We start from the raw sequence: 23,444 nt of genomic DNA, 5'->3' as shown, positions 1-23,444 counted from the left end.
CTGGCCACATGCCCGGCCCCGAGCCGAACTCACGCGAACGGAAAGCCCTGATGCTCACTGGTGGACAGTTGGCAGGTCTCATCGTGGCGGTGTTCTGGGCGGTGCTCGTCTCGTTCATCGCGCTCACCCTGCTGAAGCTCTCCCGCCTCCTCGGCGAGGCGACCAAGGTCGTCCACGACATCGGCGACCAGGCGGGCCCGCTGATGAACGACATGACCAGGACGGTCAAGCGCGCCAACGAGCAGCTCGGCCGCACCGACGTCATCACCAAGCAGGTGGCCGGTGTCACGCAGAACGTCTCCGCCGTCACCACCGTCATGACCTCGGTGGTGGGCGGCCCGCTGGTGAAGGCCGCCGCGTTCTCCTACGGGGTGCGCAAGGCCCTCGGCGGGCGGGACGGCGACACCGATCCGGGCAGGCCGCAGTTGCAGGCACGCTCCTCGGGCAGGGGACGCGGATGAGGCGGCTGTTCTGGCTCTCGGTCGGGGCGGGCGCGGGCGTCTACGTCTCGCACCGCGTCAAGCGCCGCGTCGTGCGGATCGCGCGGGCCTGGTCCCCCGAGGGGGTCGCGGCGCGGGCGGTGTCCACCGGGCAGGGCGCCGGCGAGCGGTTGAGGCATTTCGCCTCCGACGTGCGTACCGAGATGCGTGCCCGTGAAGAGGAGTTGCGCGAGGCCGTCCGCATGGACCAGGCTCCGCCGGACGCCGAGCTGCCCGGCCCGTGGGGTTCCGGCCCACGCCGGGTGCTCAAGGCGCGATACACGATCATCGAGAACGACAAGGATGGCCACTGATATGGAGTCGGCAGAGGTCGCACGCCGCTTCCTCACGTTCTTCGAGGAGCGCGGGCACCTGGTGGTGCCCTCGGCAAGCCTCGTCGCCGAGGACCCGACCCTGCTGCTGGTGAACGCCGGCATGGTCCCGTTCAAGCCGTACTTCCTCGGCCAGCGCACCCCGCCGTCCCAGCGGATGACCAGCGCGCAGAAGTGCGTGCGGACGCCGGACATCGAGGAGGTCGGCAAGACCACCCGGCACGCCACGTTCTTCCAGATGCTGGGCAACTTCTCCATCGGGGACTACTTCAAGGAGCAGGCGATCCCGTTCGCCTGGGAGCTGCTGACCCGGCCCCGCGAGGACGGCGGATTCGGGTTCCCCGAGGAGAAGCTGTGGGTCACCGTCTTCAACGACGACGACGAGGCCCGGAGCATCTGGCATGACAAGGTCGGCGTCCCCCTCGACCGCATCCAGCGGCGCGGCATGGAGGACAACTTCTGGTCGATGGGCGTCCCCGGCCCGTGCGGCCCCTGCTCCGAGATCTACTACGACCGCGGCCCCGCGTACGGGCGCGAGGGCGGGCCGGTCGCCGACGAGGACCGCTACCTCGAGGTGTGGAACCTCGTCTTCATGCAGTTCGAGCGGGGGCCGGGGGACAGCAAGACCGACTTCCCGATCCTCGGCGAACTGCCCGCCAAGAACATCGACACCGGCATGGGCCTGGAGCGCATGGCGGCGATCCTGCAGGGCGTCGACAACATCTACGAGACCGACACCCTGTGGCGCGTCCTGGACCGCGCGGCGGGGCTGACCGGCGCGCGGTACGGCCGCGACCGGCGCGCCGACGTGTCGCTGCGCGTGGTCGCCGACCACGTCCGCAGCGGGACGATGATGGTCGCCGACGGCATCCGCCCCGGAAACGAGGGCCGCGGGTACGTGCTGCGCCGCATCCTGCGCCGCTCCATCCGCAACCTGCGGCTGCTCGGCGGCCAGGACGCGGGCCTCATGCACGAGCTGACCGACGTCGCGATCAAGGCGATGGGCGAGCAGTACCCCGAGCTGGTGCGCACCGCCGCGAACATCCACACCGTCATCGACGCCGAGGAGGACTCGTTCCTCCAGACGCTGCGCACCGGCACCGCCATCTTCGACACCGCCGCCGAGGAGGCCAGGCGGTCCGGCGGCCGGACGCTCGCCGGCGACCAGGCGTTCAAGCTGCACGACACCTACGGCTTCCCGATCGACCTCACCCTGGAGATGGCGTCCGAACAGGGCCTCCAGGTGGACGAGGAGGGCTTCCGGCGCCTCATGCGCGAGCAGCGCGAGCGCGCCAAGAAGGACGCCCGCGACAAGCGGACCGGCAACCTGGACGTCTCCGTCCTCGACGAGCTGCTCACCGGCGCCGGCGGCGAGGTCGACTTCATCGGCTACGGCCACCTGCGCGGCGACGCCCGCCTCGTCGGACTGCTGGTCGGCGGCGCGAACGCGCCCGCGGCCGGGGAGGGCGCCGAGGTCGAGGTCGTCCTCGACCGCACCCCCTTCTACGCCGAGGGCGGCGGGCAGCTCGCCGACCACGGCGTGATCAGGCTCGGCAACGGCGCGGTCATCGAGGTGACCGACGTGCAGGCGCCCCTGCCCGGCCTCATCGTGCACCGGGGGCGCGTCCGCAGCGGTGAGGCCCAGGCGGGCGACTCGGCCCACGCCGAGGTCGACGTGGAACGGCGCCGGGCGATCTCCCGCTCGCACACCGCGACCCACATGGTGCACGCCGGATTCCGCCGCGCGCTCGGCGAGTCGGCGGCGCAGGCCGGGTCGGAGAACTCGCCGGGCCGGTTCCGGTTCGACTTCACCGCGTCCGGCGCCGTCCCCGCCGGCGTGCTGCGGGAGGTCGAGGACGAGGTCAACGAGGTCCTGGTCGGCGACCTGGACGTCCGCGCCTTCCACACCTCGATCGACGAGGCCCGCGCGATGGGGGCGCTCGCCCTGTTCGGCGAGAAGTACGGTGACGAGGTCCGCGTCGTCGAGGTCGGCGACTACTCCCGCGAGCTGTGCGGCGGCACCCACGTCGCCCGTTCCGGGCAGCTCGGCCTGGTCAAGGTGCTGGGCGAGTCCTCGATCGGCGCCGGGGTCCGCCGCGTCGAGGCCCTCGTCGGCATCGACGCGTTCCGCTTCCTCGCCCGGGAGAGCGTGCTGGTCGCGCAGCTCGCCGAGCAGCTGAAGGCGCGCAAGGAAGAGCTGCCCGAGCGGATCTCCGGCGTCGTCACCCGGCTCCGCGACGCCGAGAAGGAACTGGAGAAGCTCCGTTCCCAGCAGGTCCTCGCCATCGCGGGCTCCCTCGCCGACACCGCCAAGGACGTGGGCGGCATCGCGTTCGTGGGGCACCGCGCCCCCGACGGCACGGGGGCCGACGACCTGCGCAAGCTCGCCGTCGACGTCCGGGGCCGGCTCGTCTCACGGGCGGCGGTCGTCATGGTCACGGGAGTGCCGAAGGACCGTCCGGTCGTGGTGGTCGCCGTCACCGAGGGCGCACGCGAACGCGGCCTCAAGGCGGGCGCGCTCGTCGGCGTGGCCGCCAAGGCCCTCGGCGGGGGAGGCGGCGGCAAGGACGACCTGGCCCAGGGCGGCGGCGCGAACGCCGCCGCGATCGGCGAGGCCCTCGACGCGGTCGGACGCGCAGTAGGGGCCGCGTGATCCCCGCAGATCGGGGTAGAGCGACCGGGGGCGAAGCGACCAGGCCCGCAACGGGCGCGCCGGGGAGGCGCCCGGAGCCGCTGAGCGGAGCGAAGCCATGAGGCGCGCGGAGGGCGCGGCGCCGGCTGGACTGAGGAGCGCGCGGAGCGACGGAGGAGTGAGCACGCGACGAGGGAAGCCGGTGCCGGGGAGGCGCCCGGAGCCGCTGAGCGGAGCGAAGCCATGAGACAGGGCGTCCGGTTGGGGGTTGATGTGGGGAGCGTGCGGGTCGGGGTCGCGCGGTGCGATCCCGGCGGCGTGCTCGCCACGCCCCTGGAGACCGTGAAGAGCGGCAAAGGGGACGTCGACCGGCTGGTGGAGCTGGTCGCCGAGTACGAGGCGGTCGAGGTCGTCGTGGGCTTGCCGACGTCGCTGTCGGGCCGGGAGGGCCCTGCGGCGGAGGCGGCGCGCAGGTTCGCGGCCCGGCTCGCGGACCGGCTTCCCCCCGAGACGGTCAGGCTGCACGACGAGAGGCTCACCACCGTCACGGCCGAGAGCGGCCTGCGGGCGGGGGGAGTGCACGGCAGGGCCCGCCGCAAGGTCGTCGACCAGGCCGCCGCGGCGGTGCTGCTCCAGGCGGCACTTGACGCGGAACGATTGACGGGAAGCCCCCCAGGAGAGATCGTCCGGGGGAGCTCATGAACGACTTGGACCTTTTCCCGGACCCGTACGGCGACCCGTACGGCGACGGGCGACCCCCGCCGCCGGAGGGCCGGCCCAGCAGGAAGGACCAGGGGCGCACCCGCAAGCGGCAGAAGCGCCGCAGGCGCAACGGCCGGGCCGCGGCGCTGTTCGCGATGGCGTTCCTGGTGGCGGTGTTCGGCACCGGCGGCGTGCTGGGCTACGCGTGGCTCGACGACAAGTGGAACCCCCCCGACTACACCGGTCAGGGCACGGGGAGTGTCACGGTCCAGATCAAGGACGGCGCCAGCGGCGCGGTGATCGGCAAGGCGCTGGAGGAGCACGAGGTCGTCAAGAGCTCCCGCGCGTTCGTCAAGGTGTTCAGTGCGGAGACGCGCGCGTCCAGCATCCAGCCGGGCTTCTACCAGATGCGGCAGAAGATGTCGTCCGCGGCGGCGATGGCGCTGCTGCTGGACCCGAAATCGCGGGCCGACACCCAGATCACGATCCCGGAGGGCCGGCGGGCCGTCGAGGTGTTCGAGCTCCTGGCCAAGAAGACCGGGATCCCGGTGAAGGAGTTCCAGGCGGCGGCGAAGAAGCCGGAGGGGCTGGGCCTGCCGCCGTACGCGGGGAACCGGGTGGAGGGCTACCTGTTCCCGGGGCGCTACGACCTCGACCCGAACGGCTCGGCGGCGCAGATCCTCAAGCAGATGGTGGACCGCTTCAACGAGGAGGCGACGAGCGGCGACCTCGTCGGCAAGGCGCGCGAGGCGGGGATGAAACCGGGGACGGTCATCACGCTGGCCAGCCTCATCCAGGCGGAGGGCGCCCGGCCCAGCGACCTGCCGAAGGTCTCCCGGGTCATCTACAACCGGGTCGAGAAGGACATGCCGCTGCAGTTCGACAGCACGGTCGTGTACGCGCTCGGCAAGCGGACGCTCACGGTGACCACCGAGGACCTCAAGTACGACTCGCCGTACAACACCTACAAGTACAAGGGGCTGCCGCCGGGGCCGATCGGCAATCCGGGGAGCGCGGCGATCGAGGCGGCGCTGAAGCCGAAGGACGGGACGTGGCTGTTCTTCGTCACCACCGACCCGGACCGCGGGATCACCAAGTTCGCCACCACCTACGAGCAGCAGCTCGAGCTGGAGAAGGAGTTCCGGGCCTGGCAGCGGGAGAACCCGGGCAACTGAGCCGAGGGAGTGGCGGTGGGGGAGACGGCCCGGCGGGCCGCGGTGCTGGGCGCGCCGATCGCGCATTCGCTGTCGCCGGTGCTGCACCGGGCGGCGTACGCGGCGATGGGACTGGCCGGCTGGTCCTACGAGGCGATCGAGTGCCGTGAGGACGGCCTGGCGGGGCTGCTGGACGGCCTCGGGCCCGAATGGGCGGGCCTGTCGCTGACCATGCCGCTGAAACGCGTCGCGCTGGACCTGGTGGACGCGGTGTCGGACCTGGCGGTGAAGGTGGGCGGCGTCAACACGATCGTGCTGCGGGACGGGCGGCGCCACGGCGACAACACCGACGTGCACGGCATGGTGACGGCGCTGACGGAGGCCGGTGTCACGATCGGCGGGCCGGGCGGCAGAGCGCTGGTGCTGGGCGGTGGCGCCACCGCCGCGTCCGCGCTCGCCGCGCTCGCGGCGCTCGGCGCGGCCGAGGCGGTGCTCGCGGTGCGCACGCCGGAGCGCGCCGCCGGGACCGCCCGGGTGGGCGAGCGGTTCGGGCTCGCGGTCCGGGTCGTCCCGCTCGACCGGGTGACCGCCGAACTCCCGGCCGAGCTGGTGGTGTCGACGCTGCCGGGACGGGCCGCCGACGCGTTCGCCGCTCCGGTCGCCGGGTCGGGCGCCGCCCTGTTCGACGTCGTGTACGCGCCGTGGCCCACGGCCCTGGCGGTGGCGGTCGAGAAGGCCGGCGGGACCGTCGTGGGCGGCTTCCCGATGCTGCTGCACCAGGCCGTCCGGCAGGTGGCGCTGATGACCGGCCGCGACGACGTGCCCGTGGCGGCGATGCGCGCCGCCGGGGAGGCGGAGCTGGCCCGCCGGGCGCGCCTGGCGTGAGCCCGCTCAGGGCGCGGCGGGCGGCGGTCCGCGCTGGGTGCGGCGGCGCCGCATCGACTCGTCGACGGCGGTGAGGACGATCGGCAGGATCACGCTCAGCCAGAAGTCCTTCCACCCCCACAGTCCGGCCGCGACGCCGAACGCGCTGCCCGCGCACACCAGGGCGAGCAGGAACGCCGCCCAGTGCCGCCGCGCGAGCGCCACCGGGTCGACGAGCCGGCTGCGCGGCAGCAGCTCGCCCAGGGGGATTTCCCGGGCGTGGGCGCGCTGCACGACCGTGGCGTCCGGCAGCCAGTGCAGCACGTCGGCGTTCCCGGCGAGGGGGAGCCGGGCGAGCGCGATCAGGGTCTCCAGCCGCCACCACAGCGTCCACAGCGACGTCCGGCCGCTGCCGGGGTAACCGTTCCGGTGCGGGTCGGCGACCTCGCCGCGGACCAGTGCCCGGAACGCGCGGGCGACGGCCGGCCCGTGCGGGCCGCGCGGGTCCCGCAGCAGGGCGTTGAGCGCGATGGGCGGGCCGTAGTGCCACAGCGCGAGCCGCCACACCGGCTTGGACCCGGTGCCCTGCGGGGAGACGTCGTAGGTCTCGATCCAGGTGCCGTCGTCGGTGTCGAGGTGCTCCAGCAGCCAGTCGTAGGCGTCCAGCAGCCGTTCCGTCCTCAGGTCCGGCCGCGCTTCGGCCAGTGTGACCAGTACGAACGCGGTGTGGGTGACGGTGGGCCGGGACGCCTGGGTCGGTCCCCAGCCGGGGCGGTGCGCGGTCCGGTCCGCGGTGAGCCACTCCACGCCCCGGTCGACGGCCGGGTCGTAGGGGTTGAGCTGGCTGAGCGCGCGGAGCGCCAGGCAGGTCGGCCACACCCTGGACCGGCAGCCGTGCAGCGACCCCCAGCCGCCGTCCGGGTTCTGGTTCAGCACGAGCCAGCGGTAGGCGCGTTCGAGGTCGGGCGCGTCGTCGCGCAGGTCGCAGCGGGCGCGGGCGAGGAACCGCGCGATCCAGCCGGTCGCCTCCACGACCGGCATGCCCAGGCTGGTCCTGGTGGCCCAGCCGCCGTCCCGCAGCGCGTCGCCGGAGGTGGTCTGCCGGGCGGCGAGGAAGGCGAGCCCGTCGTCGAAGTACTCGAAGGGGCGGCCCGCCTCCACGAACGCCAGGAGCCCGAGAGCCGTCGCGGTGCTGCCCGGCTCCGGCCGCGTGAGCTCGTGGTACCAGCCGCCGCCGTCGCCGGGCGCGGGCGCGTAGGTGTCGCGGAGGACGTCCAGGGACTCGTCCAGCCGGGCGTGCAGGACGGCCATGTCGACGACGGGGGCGCCGGGCCGCCGGTGCGGGCCGCGACCGCGCGGTGTGCGGGGGGCGGGGAGGGGAGGTCGCAGATTCACAATGTTGCCTTCTGACCTCTTTTATACCCATATCGCCATGATTTGTATCTTGTGGGTTCTATGTCGGTATCCCCGCCAGTACAGCCCGCCGGTACGGGGCACCGGGACCTTGGAGGCGGAACGGTTCCCCGTCCGTGGCGCTGGAGGCGGCCTTGGCCGAGCCGACGATGTGGAACGACCCCGGTCACGATTGCGTCCTCTGCCCGCCCCTGCGGTTCAGGTTCAACGACATGGCGGACCTGCCGGGAGAGTCGGGGGTCATCGCGCGTGACGCGGACTTCCTCCTGATCCCCGACGTGGCGCCGCTCGCCGACGGGCACGTGCTGCTGGTGACCCGCGAACACCACCGGTGCGCCGGGGCTTTCGGACGGCACATGTGGGAACGGGCCCTGGCCTGGCGGGACCGCGTCGCCGGGCTCTACCGCGAGGCGTACGGGAGCCGCGAACTGGTCCTCTTCGAGCACGGCCCGGCCACCCCCCAGGGCGGAGGCGCCTGCGTCGACCACGCGCACTGGCACCTCCTGCCCGGGACGCACGGCCTGCGGCCGGCCGTGGAAGCCCACGGGCTGCCGGGTGCGCCCGCCGACCATGCCGCCCTGCGCGCGTACCTCCGCGCCGGCCGCTCCTACCTCCTGGTGGAGGAGGACGGCGTCGCGACCGTCCACGCCGGCGACGGCGTGCGCAGCCAGTTCCTGCGCTGGGCCGTCACCTCCCCCGGGCACGGCGGGACATGGCGCTGGCAGGAGACGTTCGGGCTGCCGGGCAGCAGGCGCCGCTTCCTCCGGACCCTCCAGGCCATGCGTACGGCGGCCGGGCGCCTGGAGGACGTTCAGGCCCCCGACAGCCACCAGTAGAGCTCGGACGCCGCCAGCCGGTCGCCGAAGCCCGCGCGCTCGACCCCGTCCCCGTAACCGGTGGCGTACTCCAGCGGCGGCCCCTCCCGCCGGTAGGCGATCGCCCGCTCCAGGGACGTCGCGCCGAACCGCAGCAGCCACAGCGGGCACCCCGCCACCGCGCGGTCCAGGGCCGGCAGCAGCTCCCGCACCTCGTGCGCGGCGACCGGCACCGGACGGCCGAGCAGCCGCGCGAGCGTCGGGGCCTCGGAGATGACGAGGTCGGCCAGGCCCAGCATCGGCAGCACGGCGCCCGGCGGGAGCCGCGCGTCGATGTCGTGCGGGACGAGGTCGAACGCGACCGGCGTCCCCGCGTCCCGGGCCGTAAGGGCCGCCGCGTGCAGCGCCGCCCGCGAGACCGGCGACAGCAGCGAGTACCCGTCGGTGGCCAGGACGTCCGCGCCGCCGATCAGGCCCGCGGCCGCGCGGACCTCCGGCTCGGCGAGGCGGCGGCCCGGCGGCTCGTCCTGGACGACGAGGAGCCGGTTGCCCGGCCCGCCGCCGGACGGCCGGTCCCGCAGCATCACCGCGACGCCGTTCGGCGCGCCCGCCTCGACGCGCAGATGGTCGGCCACGCCGATCCGCCGCAGCTCCCCGCGGATCACCGGCGTGAAGTCGTCGTCGCCGACCTTGGCCAGCACGCCGACCCGGCGGAAGTGGCGCGTCGCGCACCGGGCGAGGTTGACAGCCGTCCCGGCGACCATGGCCCGGGCCGGGGCATAGCAGAGGTGATCCGTGCGCAGGTCCGCGAAACGGACGTCGGGGAGGGACGCGCGGACCTCGATCCCCACGTCTCCGACGATCAGCAGGCTGAACCGGCGCTCGCCCGCGCCCGCCAGGCCCGGCCACTCGACCGGCGGTCGGGACGGGGCCATGTCGCGGCGACTCAGCGGGGCGGGAGCAGGAACGCCCGCATCACCGGACGCAGGCTCGGGATGAGGTCGTAGGCGCCGACCGCCTCCAGCGGCACCCAGGCGCAGTCGTCGAGATGGTCGCCGGAGTCCTGGTTCTCCAGGCCGGCGTCCAGCGTCAGCGGCCGGCAGCGGCGGGCCGCCGCCACGACGCGTATCCGACCGCCCGGGAAGGACGCCGCGCGGTCGGGCATGTACCACTGCCAGAGGTGGAACGGCGGCCCCGGCTCGACCTTGATGCCGACCTCCTCCCAGACCTCCCGGCGGATGTGGTCGTCGAGGTCCAGGTCGTCCGCCACCTCCAGGCGCCCGCCCGGCACCTCCCAGCGGCCCGGATGGAACGGGTCGGACGCGGCCTTGCGGACGAGCAGCAGCCGTCCGCCGGAGACGATGAAAGCCTTCTGGGCGAACTCCAGCCTGACCGGTGCGAAAGCGCTGAGGGGGCCGGGCGCGCCGACCTCGACCGGGGGCATGGCGGGGACCACCTCCCTGGTGCCGGCCCCACCGGGCCGTCCTCGCCTCAAGGTAACAGCCGGGGAGCGGAACGCCGAGAGGCCGATCCGCCATCACCTCATCACCCGGCTCGGGAATGGGCTTGCGTCCCGGCATGTTGAGGAGGGTGGCGTACCTCACGCGGACCGACCGCGAATCTGCAGAATCGCAGGCCATCGACCGGGGCACGCGGTGCCCGCAGATGGTAATGTGGTTGGCCGACCGGCCCTGTGCGCGCGACTGACAGCGGTTGCGCGGACCGGGCGCTCCAAGCGGAGGCCACCTCCCACCTGACCGGCCGGCAGGCCGGTGGGTCCTCGGTCCGGCGAACGGGCTCCGTGCCCGTAGCGCCGTCGTCCTCGGACGGCTCCGCCGTCCAGGGAGACCGAAGGTGGCCCCGTGCGTGAGTCGTGCGGGGCTTTTCCTGTGGAAGCCTCGGGGTACGACCGGTCCAACGAACTTGAGAACGGCCCCAAGGAGGTCCCATCAGCGCCGAACCGCGTATCAATGACCGCATTCGCGTGCCCGAGGTCCGGCTCGTCGGCCCGAACGGCGAACAGGTGGGCATCGTGCCCATCGCCAAGGCCCTTGAGATCGCGCGTGAGTCGGACCTCGACCTGGTCGAGGTGGCGCCCACCGCGCGTCCGCCCGTCGCCCGGCTCATGGACTACGGCAAGTTCAAGTACGAGTCCGCGATGAAGGCACGTGAGGCGCGGAAGAACCAGGCGCACACGGTCATCAAGGAGATCAAGCTCCGCCCGAAGATCGACCCGCACGACTACGAGACCAAGAAGGGTCACGTGGTGCGGTTCCTGAAGGCCGGGGACAAGGTGAAGGTCACGATCATGTTCCGTGGTCGCGAGCAGTCCCGTCCCGAGCTTGGTTACCGGCTGCTGCAGCGGCTCGCCGACGATGTCGAGGATCTCGGCTTCGTCGAGTCGCGGCCCAAGCAGGACGGCCGGAACATGATCATGGTGATCGGTCCGCACAAGAAGAAGACGGCCCGCGGGCAGGAGGCCGAGAGCACCGCCTGACGGCCGTTCGGGACCGGCCACGCGGCGGCCCCGGACTCCGCGACCTCGCACGGAGCGGGGTCGCGGCGCACGTACATTGATGCCTGACCTGGCGCGTCCACGGACCATCGTGCGATGCGCCGATCAGGCGCGCTCCCATGCGTTCCGCACGGGAGCCGGGAAAGAAGGAGACGACGGCGACCATGCCGAAGACCAAGACGCACAGCGGCGCCAAGAAGCGCTTCAAGGTGACCGGCTCCGGCAAGGTGATGCGCCGCCGCGCCAACAAGAACCACCTGCTCGAGCACAAGCCGTCCAAGCGGACCCGGCGGCTCGACGGCCCGGCCGTGGTGGCCGACGCCGACGCCAAGAACATCAAGAAGCTGCTGCGCAAGTAGCCCTCGATCTGCAACATCAGCGACCGGCCGAGGCTGGCATGGCCCCGGCCCCCACGAAGGAGTTCAGCACGTGGCACGCGTGAAGCGGGCGGTCAACGCCGCCAAGAAGCGTCGGGTCGTCCTGGAGCGGTCGAGCGGCTACCGCGGTCAGCGTTCGCGCCTGTACCGCAAGGCCAAGGAGCAGCAGCTCCACTCGATGACCTACGCGTTCCGGGACCGCAAGGACCGCAAGGGCCAGTTCCGCCGGCTGTGGATCCAGCGGATCAACGCCGCGGCCCGCGCCAACGGCATCACCTACAACCGGTTCATCCAGGGCCTCAAGGCCGCGGAGATCGAGGTCGACCGCCGCATGCTCGCCGAGCTGGCCGTCAACGACCCGGCGGCGTTCACCGCCCTGGTCAAGGTCGCCAAGGACGCGCTTCCGGCCGAGGGCTCGGAGGCCGCCTGACCCCGGGCCCCCGGCGACAGGCGAGCACAGCGATATGGCGGGCCGCGAGCTGACCTCCCTCCGATCACCACGGGTGAAGGCCGCTCGCCGGCTCGCCAAACGCGCCTTCCGGCGCCGCGAGAACCGGTTCCTCGCCGAGGGGCCGCAGGCGGTGCGCGAGGCGCTGGAGATCCCCGGCGGGCTCGCCGAGCTGTTCACCACGGCCGAGGCCGAGGCCCGCCATCCCGATCTGGTCCTCGCCGCGGAGCGCGCCGGCGCGCCGGTCCTGCGCGTCAGCGGCGAGATCATGGCCGAACTCGCCCAGACCGTCACCCCGCAGGGGCTGCTGGCGGTCTGCGGGTTCGTCGACGTCCCGCTGGACGAGGCGCTGAAGGCGGGGCCCCGGCTGGTGACCGTCCTCGCGCACGTCCGCGACCCCGGCAACGCGGGCACCGTCCTGCGCACCGCCGACGCCGCCGGTTCGGAGACGGTCGTGTTCACCGACGCGTCCGTCGACCCGTACAACGGCAAGTGCGTGCGGGCCTCGGCGGGCAGCCTGTTCCACCTGCCGGTCGTCGTCGGCCCGCGGTTCGGCGCGCTCGCCGCCGAGCTGAAGGGCGCCGGGCTCACCGTCCTGGCCGCCGACGGCGCGGGCGACCGCACCCTGGACGAGGCCATCGACCAGGGCCTGCTCGCGCGGCCGACCGCCTGGGTGTTCGGCAACGAGGCGTGGGGGCTCCCCGAGGAGATCCTCGCCCATGCCGACGAGGTCGTGCGGGTCCCCATCTACGGGCGCGCGGAGAGCCTGAACCTGGCGACGGCCGCGGCCGTATGCCTGTACGCCTCGGCACGCGCCCAGCGGGGTGCGGGCGCGGCGGGCGAGGCGGTTCCGCCGAGATGAGAGGGACCGGGCGGGACGACCGTACGTGAGGGCGGTCGCGGCGATCCGATGCGATGCGTGATCGGATGGCCGCAATCGGTCGCCACCGGCGTCGTTTTCCGACCGGTGAACTGCGAAGATGTTCTGCGCACGGGCGGAGGGCAGGGGGCCCGCCGCGATGCGGTGCTCATTCGCAGGTAGGACGGGGAAACGGGTCCGGCGAGGGAGCTCGCCGGCCGGTTCCGCGGCCTACGGTGTTGATCAGTGCGTTGACCAGGGGCGGCGACGGCGCCGTGCAGAGTTGGGGGCGAAAGGTGATGACCGACGAGTTCAGGCCGTCCAGGAGGACGGCGGGCCGGCGCGTGCCGGAGGTGAGGTGCCGCACGGCCGCTCCGCCCGGAGCCGCCGCGCCCGCCGGGCCGGCCGTGGCCTCCGGCATCCGGGCCATCGGCGAGCCCGAGGCCGGGCTGGACGTCGCCACCGCCCGCGTCAGCGGCGACACCGCCGTCGTCGTGGTGAACGGCGAGATCGACCTGCGCACGGCCGACATCCTGCGGGCGAGGCTCGTCGAACTGCACGCGGCGGGGCCGCGCCGGCTGGTGGCCGACTTCACCGCCGTGCCGTTCTGCGACGCGGCCGGGCTCGGCGCGCTGGTCGCCGCGCACAACCAGATCGCCGCGACCGGCGGCGAGATCGTGCTCGCCGGGGTGCGTCCCGCCCAGCTGCGCCTGCTGCGCATCACCGGGCTGCAGCGGCTGTTCGCCGTCCACGCGGACGTGCCCGGTGCGCTCACCGCGCTCGACTCGCCCACCGCGTCCGGTTAGGTCCCCGGCGTCCCGGTGACGTCCCGTCCCGTCCCCGCCGGAACGCCGCCCGAGGGCTACACATGCCTTTCCGCGGGGCGGTTTCCGGCTCCCGTCAGGTGCCCGACTGCGGCTAGAGTCTCTTCTCGACAGGCCGCGTTCTCTTCGGTGTTGTGGAGGCCGCTGTGGGCGGAGAGGAACCCCCTCGCGTGGCCGCGCGCGCGCCCGCTGCCGGGCCCGGGCCGGGCTCCGCGGGGGTGTCGCCGGACGACCTTCCCGACGGGATGCTGGTCGCCGACGGCGACGGCCGGGTCGTCGTCTTCAACGCCGCCGCGGCCCGGATGACCGGGATCGCCGCCGCGTCCGCCCTGGGCCGCGACTTCCGCGACGTCCTGCCGCTGCACGACGCGGAGGGCCGCGACTGGTGGAAGTGCCTGGCTCCCTACGACGGACTCCGCACCCGCACCCGCCACCCCGAGCGCGTGCTGTTCCTGCCCGGCGGCACGGAGCTGCTGGTGACGGCCGCGTACCGGCGGGACGCCGAAGGCGATGTGGAACGGTTCACCGTGTGCCTGCGCGACGCGCTGCACCGGGCCCGCCAGGAACGCGACCGCGCCGACCTCGTGTCCACCGTGGCGCACGAGCTGCGGTCCCCGCTGACGAGCGTCAAGGGCTTCACCGCCACGCTGCTGGCCAAGTGGCACCGCTTCAACGACGACCAGAAGCGCGTGATGCTGGAGACCGTCAACGCCGACGCCGACCGGGTCACCCGCCTGATCACCGAGCTGCTGGACGTGTCCCGCATCGAGGCCGGCCGGCTGGAGATGCACCGCCAGGTCGTCGACCTGCCCGAGGAGGTCCGCAAGGTCATCGCGGGCCGCGTCGCCGCCGGGGAGCCGGAGGACCGGTTCCGCTTCGAGTCCCGCGGCGTCCTGCCGGAGATGTGGCTCGATCCCGACAAAATGGGCCAGATCCTGGGTAACCTCGTGGAAAACGCGGTGCGCCACGGAGCCGGCACTGTCACCATCGTGGTGGAGCCGGATGCGCACAAGGAGGGAGCGGCCGTGTCGGTGCGCGACGAGGGCGAGGGCATTCCGCCCGAGGCCGCCCAGCGCGTCTTCCGGCAGTTCTGGCGCGGCCCCGGCGGCAACCGCCGCGGCGGCACCGGCCTCGGGCTCTACATCGTCAAGGGCCTGGTCGAGGCGCACGGCGGCGTGATCACCGTGCGGCGGGCGCCCGGCGGCGGCGCCGAGTTCCGATTTACCGTGCCCGCAGGGGCCCCCGACTACGCCACCTGAGCGCGGCGCACGCCGCGCGCCCGCTGCGACGCGGGCGGAGGCGCTACCGGGCCCCGCCAGGGCCAGCGCGTCACGCGCACGTTTTCCGGATCCTCATCGCCCGCGCACTAGACTGCGGGCGTCCCACGCCGACCGGAGTCGATCACACCACCATGTCTGCACCCAACAAGTCCTATGACCCCGTCGAGGTGTCCGCGCTGCAGCCGGAGGAGCTGGAGCGGGCCCGCGAGGAGGCGCTCGCGGCCATCGCCGCGGCGGCCGACCTCGACGAGCTGAAGCGGGTCCGCCTGGCCCACGCCGGGGACCGCTCGCCGCTGGCGCTCGCCAACCGCGAGATCGGCGCGCTGCCGCCCGCGGCCCGCGCCGACGCCGGCAAACGCATCGGCGCCGCACGCGGCGCGGTGTCCAAGGCGCTGAAGGAGCGCCAGGCCGAACTGGAGGAGGAGCGCGACCAGCGCGTCCTCATCGAGGAGACCGTCGACGTCACACTCCCGTGGGATCGTGCCCCCCTGGGCGCCCGCCACCCGCTGACCACCATGCAGGAGCGGATGGCCGACGTCTTCGTCTCGATGGGTTTCGAGGTCGCCGAGGGGCCGGAGGTCGAGGCCGAGTGGTTCAACTTCGACGCGCTGAACTTCAAGCCCGACCACCCCGCCCGCACCATGCAGGACACGTTCTTCGTCGGCTCGGAGGAGACCGGGCTGGTGCTGCGGACGCACACCTCGCCGGTGCAGATCCGGGCGCTGCTGTCGCGTGACCTGCCGGTGTACGTGGTGGTGCCGGGACGCACGTTCCGCACCGACGAGCTGGACGCCACGCACAGCCCCGTCTTCCACCAGCTGGAGGGTCTCGCGGTGGACGAGGGCCTCACGATGGCCGACCTTCGCGGCGGCATCGACGCGTTCGTGGGCGGCATGTTCGGCGCGGGCCTGAAGACGCGGTTCCGCCCGTCGTACTTCCCGTTCACCGAGCCGTCGGCCGAGGTCGACATGCAGTGCTTCGTGTGCCGGGGCGCGTCCGCCGAGCCGGGCGGCGACCCGTGCCGCACCTGCAGCTCGGAGGGCTGGATCGAGCTGGGCGGCTGCGGCATGGTCAACCCGCGGGTGCTGGTGGCCTGCGGCGTCGACCCGGACCGCTACAGCGGCTGGGCGTTCGGGGTCGGCGTCGAGCGGACGCTGATGTTCCGCCACGGCGTGGAGGACATGTACGACATGGTGGAGGGCGACGTGCGGTTCACCCTCCCGTTCGGGATGGAGATCTGATGCGGGCCCCGCTTTCCTGGCTGCGCGAGTACGTGGAGCTCCCGGCCGGCGTCGACGGCCGCGCGCTGGCCGCCGAGCTGATCGCGGCGGGCCTGGAGGTCGAGACCGTCGAGCGGGCCGGTGCCGACATCACCGGCCCCCTCGTCGTCGGCGAGGTCCTGGCGGTGGAGGAGCTGACCGGCTTCAAGAAGCCGATCCGCTACTGCCAGGTCGACGTCGGCCAGGCCAACGGCACCGGCGAGCCGCAGAACATCGTGTGCGGCGCCACCAACTTCGCCGCCGGCGACCATGTCGTGGTGATCCTGCCGGGCGGCGTGCTGCCCGGCGGCTTCGAGATCGGTGCCCGCAAGACCTACGGCCGGGTGTCCGAGGGCATGATCTGCTCGGTCAGCGAGCTGGGCATCGGGGAGGACCACAGCGGCATCCTCGTCCTGCCGCGGGACACGCCCGTCGGCACGGACGCCATCGAGCTGCTCGGCCTGCGCGACGACGTCCTGGACATCGCGGTCACCCCCGACCGCGGCTACGCCCTGTCGATCCGCGGCATCGCCCGCGAGGCCGCGACCGCCTACGGCGTGCCGTTCCGGGACCCCGCCGACGTGGAGCTGCCGCGGGGGCCGGAGGACGGCCGGGGGGCCTACCCGGCGAGCATCGCCGACCCGTCCGCGTGCGACCGGTTCGTGCTGCGCGAGGTGCGCGGCTTCGACCCGGACGCGGCGACCCCGATGTGGATGCGGGTCCGCCTGCACCGCGCGGGGATGCGCCCGGTGTCCCTGGCCGTCGACATCACCAACTACCTGATGCTGGAGCTCGGCCAGCCGCTGCACGCCTTCGACCGCGACAAGCTGACCGGCCCGATCGTGGTGCGGCGCGCCGCGTCCGGCGAGAAGCTGGAGACGCTCGACCACGTCACGCGGGACCTGGACCCCGAGGACATCCTCATCACCGACGAGTCGGGCCCGATCTCGATGGCGGGCACGATGGGCGGCCTCGCCACCGAGATCGACGACCGCTCGTCCGACATGGTCATCGAGGCGGCGCACTTCGACGACATCGGCACCGCCCGGATGAGCCGCCGCCACCGGCTGCACAGCGAGGCGTCCTACCGGTTCGAGCGCGGCGTCGACCGCGAGCTGCCGCTGTACGCGTCCTACCGCGCGGTCCGCCTGCTGGCGGAGCTGGGCGGCGCGGAGGTCGTGCCGGGCGTCACCCACGCCGAGGCGCCCGTCGAGCCGGTCACCGTCACGATGGACGCCGGCCACCCCGACCGGGTCGCGGGAGTGACCTACGGGCGGGACGCGGTCGTCCGCCGCCTGGAGCAGGTCGGCTGCACGGTCGGGGGGGACGGGACGCTGGCGGTGACGCCGCCGTCCTGGCGGCCCGACCTCACCGACCCCAACGACCTCGCCGAGGAGGTCATCCGGCTGGAGGGCTACGAGGACATCCCGGCCCGCGCCCCGCGCCCGGTCGCGGGGAAGGGGCTGACCGTCCAGCAGCGGCTGCGCCGCCGCGTGGGCCGCGCCCTCGCGGGCGCCGGCTACGTCGAGGCGCTGACCTTCCCGTTCGTCGCCGACAAGGACCTGGACGGCCTCCAGCTTCCCGGGGACGACGCCCGCCGCCGGACGCTGCGCCTCGCGAACCCGATGTCGGAGCAGGAGCCGCTGCTGCGGACCACGCTGCTGCCCGGCCTGCTCAAGGTGCTGGCGCTCAACGTGGGACGCGGCTTCGGCGACACCGCCCTTTACGAGCTGGGCGTGGTGTTCCGGCCGCGCCCGGGCGCGGCCGGCCGGGCGCCGCGCCTGGCGGTCGACCGGGGTCCGACGCCGGAGGAGCTGGCGGCTCTCGAGGCGGTGCTGCCGGACCAGCCGTACCGGGTGGCCGTCGTCCTGGCGGGCGACCGGGAGCCGTCCGGCTGGTGGGGCGGGGGCCGCCCGGCGCTGTGGGCGGACGCGATCGAGGCGGCCCGCACGGTGGCCCGCGAGGTCGGCGTCGAGCTGACGGCCGGGGCCGACCAGCACGCCCCCTGGCACCCGGGCCGCTGCGCGGCGCTCTACGCCGGCGACACCCTCGTCGGCCACGCCGGGGAGCTGCACCCGCGCACCATCAAGGCGTACGGGCTGCCCGCGCGGTCCTGCGCGATGGAGCTGGAACTGCGCCGCCTGGGCGAGCCCGCGACGGTCCGCGCGCCGCACGTGTCGAGCTACCCGGTCGCCACCCAGGACGTGGCGCTGGTCGTCGACTCCTCGGTGCCGGCCGCCGCGGTGGAGACGGCGCTGCGCGCCGGCGCCGGCGAGCTGCTGGAGGCGATCCGGCTGTTCGACGTCTACACCGGCGAGCAGGTGGGCGAGGGCCGCAAGTCCCTCGCCTACGCCCTCCGGTTCCGCGCGCCCGACCGCACCCTCACCGCCGAGGAGGCGTCGCGGGCCCGCGACGCCGCCGTGGCGTCCGCGTCCGACCGCACCGGCGCGGTCCTGCGCGGCGCCTGACACACCGGCACGGACGTGCCCCGGCCCGGTCTCCGGGCCGGGGCATCTCCATGTCCGGGGTGCTTCTTAACGCTACTTGTGTAGCGATTAGTGGTGAGGTAGTCTCGACCACGTCACATTGCCGCCCGGCAGGGGAGTCCATTGAGGATCTGAGGTCCGACACCGCGCGTCCGGCCGCCATCGGCCCACGCGCACGTGACCTCAGAGCGGACTCCGTCCCGCCGGGCTTTCTCATGCCCGCCGGCACGTCGCGTGACCCGCGGTGTCTCCATGCGTCCAGCACCAACCTGCTCACCACCCATGGAGGCCACCCATGTCATTCGCCATCGTGTGCTCGGGCCTGTCGTTCGCCTGGGCGGACGGCACCGTCGTCCTCGACGGTCTCGACGCCGCGTTCGGCACCCGCCGGACGGGCCTGACCGGCGTCAACGGCTCCGGCAAGTCCACCCTGCTGAAGATCATCGCGGGGGAGCTGCGACCCCGGTCGGGGACCGTGTCCGTCGAGGGGGAGATCGGCTACCTGCCGCAGAACCTCGTCCTGGACGACACCGCCACGGTCTCGGACCTGCTCGGGATCAGCGCGACGCGCGCCGCCCTGCACGCCATCGAGCGCGGCGAGGCCACCGAGGAGAACTTCACCGCCGTCGGGGACGGCTGGGACGTCGAGGAACGCGCCCGCGCCGAGCTCGACCGGCTCGGCCTCGCCCACCTCGGCCTGGACCGGACCGTCCGCACGCTGTCGGGCGGCGAGGCGGTGATGGTCGCGCTCGCGGCGCTGTTCCTCGCCCGCCCCGGCGTCCTGCTGCTGGACGAGCCGACCAACAACCTCGACCTGGACGCCCGGCACCGCCTGTACGACGCCGTCGGGTCCTGGACGGGCGTCCTCGTCGTCGTCAGCCACGACCGGGAACTGCTCGACCGCGTCGACGAGATCGCCGACCTGCGCGACGGCGCGATCCGGTCGTTCGGCGGGAACCTGTCCGCCTACGAGGAACTGCTCGCCGTGGAGAGGGAGGCGGCGGAGCGGGCGGTCCGGGCCGCCGGGACCGACCTGCGCCGCCAGAAACGCGAGCTGGAGGACGCCCACGTCAAGCTGGCGAGACGGCAGCGCTACGGCAAGAAGATGTACGAGAGCAAACGCGAGCCGAAGATCATCATGGGCGCGCGCAAGCGGCAGGCGCAGGAGTCGGCCGGCAAGCACCGCATCATGCACGAGGAACGGCTCGCCGACGCCCGCACGCGGCTCACCGAGGCGGAGGAGGCGGTCCGGGAGGACGCGGAGATCCGGATCGAGCTGCCCGCCACCCGCGTCCCGGCCGGCCGGACGGTCCTCACCGTGACGGGCCTTTCGGCGCCCGAGCCGGCGGCCGGCACGCTGTCCGAGCTGATCGTCCGGGGTCCGGAGCGGATCGCGCTGGAGGGTGCGAACGGCTCGGGGAAGACCACGTTGCTGCGGACGATCGTCGGCGACCGCGTCCAGGAGGGGGTGGCGGTCAGGATCGGGGTGGACGGTGTCCGGTACCTGCCGCAGCGGCTCGACGTCCTCGACGAGGAGCTGAGCGTGCTGGACAACGTCCGCGCGCAGGCGCCGTCGGTGCCGCAGGCGCGGATCAGGGCCGGGCTGGCGCGCTTCCTGTTCCGCGGCGCGCGGGCCGAGCAGCGGGCGGGCACGCTGTCGGGCGGCGAGCGGTTCCGCGCCGTGCTGGCGTCCCTGCTGCTCGCCGAACCGGCCCCGAAGCTGCTGCTCCTGGACGAGCCGACCAACAACCTCGACCTGGCGAGCGCCGCGCAGCTCGCGCAGGCCCTCGCGGCCTACGAGGGCGCGCTCATCGTGGCCAGTCACGACGTGCCGTTCCTGCGCACCCTGGGCATCACCCGCCGGCTGCACATGGACCGCACGGCGGGCCTCACCGAAGCAGGACCCATGTAGAAAAACGCGGTGATATGGCGATCAGGGGCTGTTAGCGTCATCGTGCATCGAGGGGAGTGACGGGGTGCCGACGAAGCTGAACCAGATCATCGCGGTCGAGAAGGGCGTCAAGAGCAAGTCCTTCCAGGACCTGACCGCCGCGCACCATTCGGTCCAGAAGGCCCCGCTGCTGTCGGGCATCTCACGGACCTACCAGCCCAAGGACGAGGAGGGCGAGCAACTGCCGGCCGAGTCGACCCGCGTCCAGGTGAAGGTCGACGACGTCCTGCGCGACGTGACGGCCTCGCTGACGCGGCTGTTCGACGTCACCGCCACCAAGGACTGGGCGAACTGCGTCGCCCGCGCCGACGTGACTGTCGACGGCACGACGCTCCTGCGCGACGTCCCGGTCTCCTACCTGCTCTTCCTGGAGAAGCAGCTCAAGGACCTGCACACGTTCGTCAAGAAGCTGCCGGTGCTGGACGCCGCGGAGACGTGGACGTTCGACCCGTCCACCGACGTGTGGCGCACCGAGGCGGTCCGGACGGTGAAGACCAAGAAGGTGCCCCGCAACCATGTCAAGGCGGAGGCGACCGAGAACCATCCGGCCCAGGTGGAGGTGTACTACGAGGACGTGAGCGTCGGCCACTGGACGACGGTGAAGTTCTCGGGCGCGCTTCCGGCCAGGCGGGTGAACGAGCTGCTCGGCCGCGTCGAGCGGCTGCAGGACGCGGTCAAGTTCGCCCGCGAGGAGGCCAACGGGACCGAGGTCACCGACCAGCGCGTCGGTGAGGCGGTCTTCGGCTACCTGTTCGGGTGACCGGCCGCCCGCGGTTCCACCCGGAGCCCGCGGACGGCCCGAGCGGACAACTCAATAGGATCCCCCCGCCGCTGCGCGGGGGGTGCGCGAGGAGCGCAAGCTGAAGCTGAAGCCGAAGCTGACCAGGGTGCGCGACACAGTGCGGGTTCGAGTCCCGCCCCCGGCACCCGCGCCGGGGTAGCCCAACAGGTAGAGGCGGCCGCCCGCTCAACCTCAGATTCTCGCTCCAGACTCAGCATTCGCCGCCGATCGCCGGATCGCGCGGACGTGGACGGAAACCGTCGAGATGCCGGTTCGAATCCGGCTCGCTCTGCTCGGAGGGCGATGGCGTAACGGAAACGCGCGACGGTCTGAGGCTGATCCGCGTCCATCCATGTGCCGGCGTGCGAATTGGGCGGCAACCACAGGGGCCCGGGGGCGGCAAGACCCCCGGGCCCCGCTCGCGCCCGCCGGGCCGCGCCCGCCGAACCGGCCGCGCCCTCCGAACCGACCGGGCCCTCCGGGTTGACCTGCGCCGCCGGGATGGGCATCGTCGCCTGGATGATGCGGATCTCGACACGGCGGTCCGGCGTCCTGGCCGCCGCGGCGGTGCTGGCGGTGGCCGGCTGCGGCGGCGGAGGGGACGGCGAGCGCGAGCGGGCGCCCACGCCGCGGGCGGCGTCGTCCTCGGCCGCACCGGCGGCGACACCCCTGCCGGAGCCCAACGGCGAGCTGGCGAAGGACGCCGGGGGACTGGCCCAGGACCTGGAGCGGACCCACCGGGCCATGATGCTCGCGGTGGACGAGTGGGTGCGCGGTGACCCGTCCCGGACCGGGCCGCCCGACGCGGTCGTCCACCTGGCCCTGCGGGAGCAGCGGATCTACCGGGTGCTGGCGAAGGACGGCGGGCTCGAAAAGCGTACGCGGGAGCTGCTCCCGGATGGGGTCGCCGGCCCGGCGCGCGACAACGTGGTCGCCGTCCGCAAGCTGCTCAAGCTGGCGAAGCCGGCGGACGACCTCGGCAAGTTCCGCACCCGGGAGCCGCGCCCGGCGGGCGTGCTGCTGAAGCACTTCCAGGACGCCGGGAAGCGCTTCGGCATCGACTGGCAGGTGCTCGCCGCCATCATGCTCGTGGAGACGAAGTACGGCCGGATCAAGTCGCCGAGCTGGGCCGGGGCGAAGGGCCCCATGCAGTTCCTGCCCGCGACCTGGCGGCAGTACGGGATGGGCGGGGACATCGACGACCCGCGCGACGCGGTCATGGGCGCCGCCAACTACCTCAGGGCCTCCGGGGCGCCGGACGACTACCGGCGTGCGCTGCACGCCTACAACCCGACGCCGCTGTACGTCGACGCGGTGCAGCGGCACGCGAGGCGCATGAAGAGCGACCCGCGTGCCTACTACGCCTACTACAACTGGCAGGTCTTCGTGGTGACCACCCGCGGCGACGTCCGCATCACCGGCCCCGGCGCGCGCCGCTGACGCCGTCCGTCAGGTCAGCACGCGCCTGGTGAAGGTGCGGGTCGCGGCCCATGTCACCAGGACCGTCCCGCCGACGAGGGCCAGCAGGAACGCCCACGCCGGCATGTGCGGGACGTCCGGTGTGAGGGCGCTGCGCAGCCCCTCGCTGATGTACACCAGCGGGTTGAACAGGCTGAGGATCTGCAGCCAGCGGATGTCGTCCAGCGCCGACCACGGGTAGTAGACGCAGCCGAGCATCGTCATCGGCAGCAGCACCATCCCGAACAGCACCTGGACCTTCTGCGGGTTCATCAGCGTGCCGAGCAGCAGCCCGCCCGCGGCCGACAGCAGCGACCCGGCCACCATGACCAGGGCCAGCACCGGCCAGTTCGCCACGTGCACGCTGGGCGCCTCGCCCTCGGCGTGGATGAGCAGCACCGCGGGGAACACCAGCAGGCCGCCGATCAGCCCCTGGACCGCCGCCGCGACGATCTTCTGGGCGGCCAGCAGCGGGATCGGCACCGGGGCCAGCGCCCGGTCGGTGATCGACTTCTGCCAGTTCAGCTCCATCATCAGCGGGAAGATCACCGCCATCATCGCCTGCATGATGATGGACGACCCCACCAGGCCCGGCAGCAGGATCGTGGAGAACGTCGGCCCGCCGGGGACCGCCATCGCGCCGCCGCCGAGCTTCGGCAGCACGTAGGCGAACACGAAGACGAACATGACCGGCTGCACCAGCACCCGGACGAACGTGGACAGGAAGTTCTTGCGCATCACGCGCGCCTCGCGCGCCATCATCGCGGCGAACGTGCGGGGGAGCGTCGCCCGCACCGGCGGCGGCGGGGCTGGGG

22 protein-coding genes are annotated in these 23,444 nt (G+C 73.2%); 18 read left to right on the top strand and 4 right to left on the bottom strand.

What is annotated here, in order from left to right; all coding sequences use genetic code 11:
- Nucleotides 1-50: 50 nt before the first annotated feature.
- The 6 genes from E1289_RS02755 to E1289_RS02730 all read left to right on the top strand — a co-directional run bounded on the left by E1289_RS02755 (nt 51) and on the right by E1289_RS02730 (nt 6,184).
- Entirely contained in the window at nt 51-461 is a 411-nt protein-coding gene (locus E1289_RS02755) for a DUF948 domain-containing protein (RefSeq protein ID WP_131974920.1), read from the top strand.
- On the top strand, nt 458-793 hold the full coding sequence (locus E1289_RS02750) for a hypothetical protein (protein WP_131974918.1): 336 nt from the start codon (nt 458-460) through the stop codon (nt 791-793). Before E1289_RS02755 ends, E1289_RS02750 begins: the two co-directional genes overlap by 4 nt.
- 1 nt (nt 794) lies before the next feature.
- Complete coding sequence (alaS, locus tag E1289_RS02745) at nt 795-3,464, top strand: alanine--tRNA ligase (RefSeq protein ID WP_131974916.1); 2,670 nt, start codon at nt 795-797, stop codon at nt 3,462-3,464.
- Between the two features lie 222 nt (nt 3,465-3,686).
- Entirely contained in the window at nt 3,687-4,145 is a 459-nt protein-coding gene (gene ruvX / locus E1289_RS02740) for a Holliday junction resolvase RuvX (RefSeq protein WP_131974914.1), read from the top strand.
- Nucleotides 4,142-5,320, top strand: coding sequence for an endolytic transglycosylase MltG (gene mltG, locus E1289_RS02735; protein ID WP_131974912.1), 1,179 nt, complete (start codon nt 4,142-4,144; stop codon nt 5,318-5,320). Before ruvX ends, mltG begins: the two co-directional genes overlap by 4 nt.
- Before the next feature lie 15 nt (nt 5,321-5,335).
- Entirely contained in the window at nt 5,336-6,184 is an 849-nt protein-coding gene (locus tag E1289_RS02730) for a shikimate dehydrogenase (RefSeq protein ID WP_131974910.1), read from the top strand.
- A 6-nt stretch (nt 6,185-6,190) separates the two neighbouring features.
- Here E1289_RS02730 and E1289_RS02725 read toward each other — a convergent pair whose 3' ends face one another.
- Nucleotides 6,191-7,558 carry a prenyltransferase/squalene oxidase repeat-containing protein gene (locus tag E1289_RS02725; protein WP_131974908.1) on the bottom strand — a complete coding sequence of 456 codons (1,368 nt, stop codon included), beginning with the start codon at nt 7,556-7,558 and terminating at the stop codon, nt 6,191-6,193.
- A gap of 134 nt (nt 7,559-7,692) precedes the next feature.
- Here E1289_RS02725 and E1289_RS02720 point away from each other — a divergent pair, with 134 nt between their 5' ends.
- Nucleotides 7,693-8,412 (top strand): hypothetical protein, encoded by a 720-nt coding sequence (locus E1289_RS02720; protein ID WP_131974906.1) that lies wholly within the window; start codon nt 7,693-7,695, stop codon nt 8,410-8,412.
- Here E1289_RS02720 and E1289_RS02715 read toward each other — a convergent pair.
- Nucleotides 8,388-9,326: a carbohydrate kinase family protein gene (locus tag E1289_RS02715; protein ID WP_131974904.1), complete on the bottom strand. Its 939-nt coding sequence runs from the start codon at nt 9,324-9,326 to the stop codon at nt 8,388-8,390. The two genes, E1289_RS02720 and E1289_RS02715, sit on opposite strands and share 25 nt — an antisense overlap.
- Before the next feature lie 11 nt (nt 9,327-9,337).
- Nucleotides 9,338-9,835, bottom strand: coding sequence for an NUDIX hydrolase (locus E1289_RS02710; RefSeq protein WP_131974902.1), 498 nt, complete (start codon nt 9,833-9,835; stop codon nt 9,338-9,340).
- A 504-nt stretch (nt 9,836-10,339) separates the two neighbouring features.
- Here E1289_RS02710 and infC point away from each other — a divergent pair.
- The 11 genes from infC to E1289_RS02655 all read left to right on the top strand — a co-directional run bounded on the left by infC (nt 10,340) and on the right by E1289_RS02655 (nt 22,611).
- The gene (gene infC / locus E1289_RS02705; protein WP_207928743.1) at nt 10,340-10,888 is read left to right on the top strand and encodes a translation initiation factor IF-3; all 549 of its coding nucleotides are present in this window, start codon (nt 10,340-10,342) and stop codon (nt 10,886-10,888) included.
- A 182-nt stretch (nt 10,889-11,070) separates the two neighbouring features.
- A complete protein-coding gene (rpmI, locus tag E1289_RS02700; RefSeq protein ID WP_131975075.1) occupies nt 11,071-11,265 on the top strand; it encodes a 50S ribosomal protein L35 in 195 nt (64 codons plus the stop codon).
- Between the two features lie 70 nt (nt 11,266-11,335).
- On the top strand, nt 11,336-11,713 hold the full coding sequence (rplT, locus tag E1289_RS02695) for a 50S ribosomal protein L20 (RefSeq protein ID WP_131974900.1): 378 nt from the start codon (nt 11,336-11,338) through the stop codon (nt 11,711-11,713).
- Between the two features lie 34 nt (nt 11,714-11,747).
- Nucleotides 11,748-12,593 carry an RNA methyltransferase gene (locus E1289_RS02690; RefSeq protein ID WP_131974898.1) on the top strand — a complete coding sequence of 282 codons (846 nt, stop codon included), beginning with the start codon at nt 11,748-11,750 and terminating at the stop codon, nt 12,591-12,593.
- Nucleotides 12,594-12,889: 296 nt separating this feature from the next.
- Complete coding sequence (locus tag E1289_RS02685; protein WP_131974896.1) at nt 12,890-13,396, top strand: STAS domain-containing protein; 507 nt, start codon at nt 12,890-12,892, stop codon at nt 13,394-13,396.
- A 188-nt stretch (nt 13,397-13,584) separates the two neighbouring features.
- Nucleotides 13,585-14,673: an ATP-binding protein gene (locus E1289_RS02680; RefSeq protein WP_279486636.1), complete on the top strand. Its 1,089-nt coding sequence runs from the start codon at nt 13,585-13,587 to the stop codon at nt 14,671-14,673.
- A 152-nt stretch (nt 14,674-14,825) separates the two neighbouring features.
- Nucleotides 14,826-15,935, top strand: coding sequence for a phenylalanine--tRNA ligase subunit alpha (gene pheS, locus E1289_RS02675; protein WP_131974892.1), 1,110 nt, complete (start codon nt 14,826-14,828; stop codon nt 15,933-15,935).
- Nucleotides 15,935-18,421, top strand: coding sequence for a phenylalanine--tRNA ligase subunit beta (gene pheT / locus E1289_RS02670; RefSeq protein WP_131974890.1), 2,487 nt, complete (start codon nt 15,935-15,937; stop codon nt 18,419-18,421). Before pheS ends, pheT begins: the two co-directional genes overlap by 1 nt.
- Before the next feature lie 313 nt (nt 18,422-18,734).
- The gene (locus tag E1289_RS02665) at nt 18,735-20,351 is read left to right on the top strand and encodes an ABC-F family ATP-binding cassette domain-containing protein (RefSeq protein WP_131974888.1); all 1,617 of its coding nucleotides are present in this window, start codon (nt 18,735-18,737) and stop codon (nt 20,349-20,351) included.
- 64 nt (nt 20,352-20,415) lie between these two features.
- The gene (locus tag E1289_RS02660; RefSeq protein ID WP_131974886.1) at nt 20,416-21,150 is read left to right on the top strand and encodes a hypothetical protein; all 735 of its coding nucleotides are present in this window, start codon (nt 20,416-20,418) and stop codon (nt 21,148-21,150) included.
- 540 nt (nt 21,151-21,690) lie between these two features.
- A complete protein-coding gene (locus tag E1289_RS02655; RefSeq protein WP_165970306.1) occupies nt 21,691-22,611 on the top strand; it encodes a lytic transglycosylase domain-containing protein in 921 nt (306 codons plus the stop codon).
- Nucleotides 22,612-22,620: 9 nt separating this feature from the next.
- Here E1289_RS02655 and E1289_RS02650 read toward each other — a convergent pair.
- The coding region (locus E1289_RS02650; protein WP_347813562.1) for an ABC transporter permease at nt 22,621-23,444 on the bottom strand (824 nt) is incomplete at its 5' end.

The sequence above is a fragment of the Actinomadura sp. 6K520 genome, assembly GCF_004349245.1.
Taxonomy (GTDB): Bacteria; Actinomycetota; Actinomycetes; order Streptosporangiales; family Streptosporangiaceae; genus Spirillospora.
Note: the sequence above shows the minus strand (reverse complement) of the source record. Positions and strands in the feature narration are given on the sequence as shown.